At 50.8% G+C, this 5,186-nt stretch carries 1 protein-coding gene; it reads right to left on the bottom strand.

The window, feature by feature from the left end:
- Positions 1–119 precede the first annotated feature (119 nt).
- Positions 120–4,901 (bottom strand): AAA family ATPase, encoded by a 4,782-nt coding sequence (locus PN477_RS20565; RefSeq protein ID WP_272119543.1) that lies wholly within the window; start codon positions 4,899–4,901, stop codon positions 120–122.
- Positions 4,902–5,186: the final 285 nt, after the last annotated feature.

Raw genomic sequence — 5,186 nt, 5'->3', positions numbered from 1 at the left:
CAGGATAAATCAATGGCGTTAGTCGTTGAGCCTAGCAACCCTCTGCAACTCTCGTTGTTTGAGTGGATAAATGGTCAGGTAACTGGCTGTTCAGAATCCCCCACTATAGCCCGTAGGGTTTAGTGGGGGAGTATGTCAAAGGCTTTAAATTCATCCACATCACAGAGGATCAGAGCCACCGGACGCTGTTGTTGGCAGGCATAGGCCCATTCCTCGGCGAGGTAGGCATCAAAGGCGCGGCGATTGGCAATCTGGGTGAGGCCATCCAGGGAAGCGAGGCGATGGAGTTGGGCGTTCGCTTCCATCAGCGCTGCTTCGACAATTTCCCGCTGCGCGATTTCTGCTTGAAGGCGTTGATTATTGGTGGTGAGTTCTTGGGTGCGGGCTTGGACTTGTGCTTCTAGAGTTTGGGCATATTCCTCAATCTGTTCATACAGGCGGGCATTGGTGATCGAGATGGCGGCTTGGGTGGTGAGGACATCGAGGATTAGGCAACGGTCTTGGGTGAAGGTGTCGGGGAGTTGGCGATTTTCGAGGTAGATCACGCCTTTGAGTTGTCCTTGGTAGAGGATCGGGGCGCAGAGAATCGCGCAAACTTGATATTCGACAATGTAGGGGTCTTGGGTGAAGCGACCGCTGCGATAGGCGTTGCTGAGGACAATGGTTTCCTGGGTGCGACGGACATATTGCACGACGCTTTGGGGAAAGGCTTCGTTGGCGTTAACGGGGATGGTTTGGCGAATTTCAATATCGCTTTGATTCACCTGGCCCACAGCTTGAATCAGCAACGTTTCATCTTGGCAGAGCATTAACACCCCATGGTCGGCTCCGGCGTTTTCCATGATGATCGTCAGCAGTTTTTTGAGGAGGCGGCTGAGGACAATTTCTTTGGAAATGGTTTGGGCCGCTTCCATGACGGTGGGGAGGTCGAGTTGTTCGAGGGGGTTGCTGTTGCTGGTGACGATGGTGGCGGTGGTGGTTTGTTCGGGGCTGCTGGCTTGGCGTTGTTGACGGCGGATGATGTTGAAGATGTGGGGGTATTCTTTTTCGAGGGCGCGGACTTTGGCCACGGCTCCCCAGCGGATATAGGCGTAGTAAGCTTCGGTGAGGTAGAGTTCCCCGATGCGGATGCGTCCGAGGGCTAGGTAAAAATCCCCCGCCCGTTCATAGGCGATCGCCTCCTCCTGAACAAACCCGGCTGATTGAGCAGTGGCGATCGCCTGATCATAAAACTCCATCGCTGCAACGGTTTGACCTAAAACCCGCGCCTTTTCCGCCTGAATGAGCAGACATTTATTGTGGTAATTGGCAGGAACATGATGGCCCCAAGCTTGCAACTGTTGATAATATTCTTCAAGCTGGGCAAGATCAGACTGTAGCGATTCTGAGTCTGGTGCTTGGTAGGGATAACGTGCCAACAGCGAGAGCGCAAAATAGAAAATATATTGAGGGAACACCATTAAAGCCAACAGTGGCCCCCGATACTGCCAAGCCTCAGACGCGAGGGAAAACCCGCGATCGTACTGCTTAAAATAATAAGCCAGCATCAACTGTCCAAAGAACGCATAAAAAACAGAATTAATATTGTTCGTTTCTAAAAACAAAGGCAGCATTAGATCCGCATCAAATAGATCCCCTGATAATTCTTGAGAGCGATGTTCATGATGGAGATTGATCACCAACTGGGTGGCAATGGAAAGATAATTCAGTTGATATTCCTGCTTACAACTTTTCACCATCTGTAATTGTAATTGCTGCCGTTTCAAAACAGAATCCAGCGGCTCCCCTGCAAAGAGGGGATGTTCACAGAAAAAGATCGCCCCATGACCGGCAAATTCCCAATCTCCCGTTTCCAAACCACTTTTCACCGCCCGCTCTAAAATCGGAATCGTTTCCCGGATTGGCATTTTCCAACAGGCAATAGATGCCCCATAACTCGCATACACCTTCGCTTTAAATTCAGCCGCCTTGAGACGATCTAATAATTCCATTGCCACCTGACCAAACTGATACCTCAAATCAATATTATTCATCGGGCCGCACAGTAACCAACCATTCAACCCATAACTATAGATGCATGGAGGCGTATTACCATACCGCCAAGCCAGGGTGATCATCGTAAACACAACGGGTATCCCAAACCCCGTATTGAGGATAAAGGCCGCAGGCTGAATATTGAGCAGAATTTGCATCGCTGCCTTTTTCAAGGGATCAGTCATAATCGGCAAATTCAAGACCTGACCAATGTCAAAATCTGCGGGCAGTTCTTGAACCAATTCAACGTCCAACTCCTTTAAAATACTTAAGCCCAGGTCAAGGGTTCCTTGCAATTCTCCCTGAGCAATCAAGATTTTAATTTTTAAATCATAGAATGGGATTTGATCAAGGAGAGATTTTGCTTTTTGGAAATGGGATTCAATTAGGGTTAGTGCTTCAGCAAAATGACCGTTAAAATATTTCGCTTCGATCAGGTTAGTATGAATGGCCAAACACAGATCATATTTGCTTTCCCACGCATCGGTAGCTAACAAATTCACCGCCACTTGCAGATAATTTTCCGCTGCATCGTAGGCAGTATTTTGCTTGGCCCGTTGCCCCGCCCACAGGTTTAATTCCGCCAGTTCATCCCGCTCTTCCTGACGAGTTAACAACCCCAAGCCAATATTGAGTTGATTCGTCAACGCGAAAATATTCGCCCGCCGCTCTTCACGGGGAATATAGGCCAACAACAACCGCCCAATTTGCAGATGGGTTTCCTGCTTCTCCTCCTCCGGAATTAAACTATAGGCGGATTGCTGCACCCGGTCATGGAGAAAGCGATAATCCACCTCCACATCCCGCAACCGCTCCGCTTCGGCTGCCTCAAAAATCGCCGGAATCCGGTAATTATCCCCCATGGGCAAAATTAGCCCCACCTGCAACGCTGCCCACAAAATCCCCGCCATCGTCACCGGGGATTCTTCGCAAATCGTCGCTAAAATCTTCAAATTAAAGCGGTTGCCAATACAAGCCGCCAACTTTAACGCCTTTTGGGTTGCCGCCGGTAACTTGGCAATATTTCGCGCCATTAACTCTAGAATATTCAGATCCGTTAAACCCACCGCCTGAATTTCGCGAATATCCCAAGACCAGCCATTGCTGGCGGGATCATAGTGGAGTAATCCCTCTCCGTAGAGGGTTTTGAGGAGTTGGGTGAGGAAAAAGGGATTCCCTTGGGTTTTGTTGTAGATCAATTCAGTGAGTTGCGATCGCTCCGCCGCTGCTACTTCCCCATGGAGTGTATCCGTCAACAACGCCGCCACCGTCTCCACGCCCAAAGGCTGCACCGTAATTTGGTTCACCACTGTTCCCGCAGCGGTGATTTTTTCCAGGCTTTCCGTGAGGGGATGGAGCGGCCCGACTTCATTGTCGCGATAGGCTCCGATTAACAAAAAGTAATGGCTTTGGGAATCGGTGATCAATAACTCCAGCATCTCCAATGATGCCGAATCCACCCATTGCAGGTCATCGAGGAAAATCACCAAGGGATGTTCCCGCTGACAAAACACCTGGACAAACTGCCGAAAGATGCGATTAAAGCGGTTTTCCGTCTCCTGCATTCCCAACATTGGCACATCCGGCTGGGGGCCAATGATCAGCTCTAGTTCGGGGATGACATCGAGGATAATGATCCCGTTTTCCCCTAGGGCGGTGAGGAGTTTGCTGCGCCATTGGGCCAGTTGGGCATCGCTTTCTCCTAAGAGTTGGCGGATCAGATCTTGGAACACCTGAATTAACGCCGCGTAGGGAATATTTCGCATAAATTGGTCAAACTTCCCCGCCGCGAAGTAGCCCCGCGCCGCCACCATCGGCTTTTGCACTTCGTTGATGATTGCGGTTTTCCCGATGCCGGAATAGCCCGCGACGAGGATCAATTCGCTGGGGTTGGGGGGGGTTTCCCCTTCGGGGGGTTGGGAAACGCGGTCAAAGGCGGTGAGGAGTTGGGCGACTTCGATTTCCCGGCCGTAGAGTTTTTGGGGGATGAGCAGTTGGGGATCGCGATCGCGCTCTTTCAATGTTAACGAGATCGCACCCATCCCTAACCATTGCTGCTGACATTGCTCCAGGTCAAAGGCTAACCCCGCTGCGCTTTGGTAGCGGTCTTCGGCATTTTTCGCCATCAAAATCCGCACCAATTCGCATAACACGGGGGGAAGGTCGGGGTTGAGGGTTTCGAGGGCGGGGGGCGTTTTGGCGATGTGGCAATGGACTAACTCCATCGGGTCGGTGCTGGTGAAGGGGAGTTGACCGCTGAGGAGTTCGTAAAATGTCACCCCCAAGGAATAAAAATCGGTGCGGTAATCGAGGAGGCGATTCATCCGCCCCGTTTGTTCGGGGGAGAGGTAGGCGAGGGTTCCTTGCAGGAGATAGAGGGCATCGCTGTGGGCCTGTTCTTGGTTGAGGGCGATCGCAATGCCAAAATCAGCGATTTTAACGGTTTTGGTGGTGGGATTGTAGAGGATGTTGCTGGGTTTGAGGTCTTTGTGGATGATCGGGACGCGGTGGAGCATGTCGAGGGCTTGGGCGATCGCGATCGCCACCCCAAAAAAGTCCCCCTGGGGCATCGCCATGCCCCGATAGAGATCATAAAGGGAGCAAGCGCCGAAGTCTTCAAGGATCAGCACTAAGCCATTGCCATCCCGTTCAATGCTGTAGGGTTTGAGGATGTGGGGATGGTCGATCTGGCTCGGCATGGCGTATTCCTGTCGCAGGCCCGCCAGTTCTTCGAGGGTGGGATACTCGGCCCTCAAAAACTTGAGAATTACGGGAGCCTGATCACTCTGTCGCTGGCCGCGATAGATGAGGGTCGATGGACTCTCATAAACTTGTTCCCCAATCACATATCCCGTTAAGTTGAGCATGAAACCGTCTTTATGATTAAAAATCTATACTCAAAAACTCGTGTGATTCCAGGACATGGGAATCAATATCCCCCGTTAAATCAGGCTTGGAGATAGTTAAGCATAATGTATGCACTGGGGTTAGAGTAACGCAACTAAGTAAGGCTTATCTTAAATGTGCAAAGAAGACTCCCACTATAAAGCGAGTCCGAGTAGAGTTACCGAAGGTAACGGCGGACATGCCTTTTAGTGGCGAGATGAATTTGCACCAACAAACAAATCGAGCGACAGCGAGTCCTTTAATTG

This window comes from Spirulina subsalsa CS-330 (genome assembly GCF_028330765.1).
Classification (GTDB): domain Bacteria; phylum Cyanobacteriota; class Cyanobacteriia; order Cyanobacteriales; family Spirulinaceae; genus Spirulina; species Spirulina subsalsa_A.
The sequence above is the reverse complement of the archived record's forward strand: the minus strand, read 5'-3'. Positions and strand labels throughout refer to the sequence as shown.